At 47.8% G+C, this 971-nt stretch carries 2 protein-coding genes; both read left to right on the forward strand.

Annotated elements, in window-relative coordinates:
- A partial coding sequence (locus ACPUC7_RS24390; protein WP_494924855.1) for a flagellin occupies nucleotides 1–470 on the forward strand: 470 nt, incomplete at its 5' end.
- A 350-nt stretch (nucleotides 471–820) separates the two neighbouring features.
- Nucleotides 821–971, forward strand: a 151-nt coding sequence (locus ACPUC7_RS24395; protein ID WP_494924538.1) for a flagellin N-terminal helical domain-containing protein, incomplete at its 3' end; no start/stop codon positions are given.

A 971-nucleotide genomic window follows, 5' to 3' on the forward strand; every position in this document is an offset into this window, starting at 1 on the left:
ATATCTTCGGTAGTGATGCCAAAACCAGCGGCCTGAAAGTTGTCGCTGACGGCAAAAACCCAGGCAACTACTTCGCTATCAATGAAAAAGGCGAAGCGCACACCTTCACACTGGATGCCAACGGCGACGTTGACCCTGCTTCCATCACTGCTGCTGACGCTCGTGACGCACACGAAGTGGCGAAAATCTCTGCCGGCGACAACCTGCTGGAAACCCTGGACGGCGCACTGACCCACGTGACCAACTTCCAGGCTGACCTGGGTGCGATTCAGAACCGTTTCAGCTCTATCATCGCGAACCTGAACACCACCGTTATCAACACCACTGAAGCACGTTCACGTATTCAGGATGCTGACTTCTCAGTAGAAGTTTCAGCCATGAGCCGCGCGAACATCCTGCAACAGGCTGGCGTTTCAGTGCTGTCTCAGGCTAACCAGGTTCCACAGAGCGTACTGAGCCTGCTGCGTTAATTTCCTGCGCCTTATAACTATAAAAGTTTTATCACCTCACTTCTTGGCGGCATTGCCAATGNCTGCTGCGTTAATTTCCTGCGCCTTATAACTATAAAAGTTTTATCACCTCACTTCTTGGCGGCATTGCCAATGCCCTCTTTCGCCCTCCTTTGGAGGGCTTTTTTTTATTCCTTATTTCCCATTAATAGAAAAAGCGTCAAAAGTGCGCGTTATTTATCATCTCAACTTTAAGGAATAATTATTTCAGCAATTGGTTTTTCCACCGATGAATAAAGTATGCGCACATCAACTCGCATATTACGTCGATGATTCGCCGGTAATAAACTTAAATAAAAAGGAATTCGATTATGGCCCAAGTTATCAACACCAACGCACTAAGCCTGATGGCTCAGAACAACCTGAACAAATCTCAGACCTCGCTGGGTACTGCTATTGAGCGTCTCTCTTCAGGTATGCGTATCAACAGCGCAAAAGATGATGCGGCTGGTCTGGCTATCT

The organism is Pantoea sp. CFCC18179 (genome assembly GCF_059412405.1).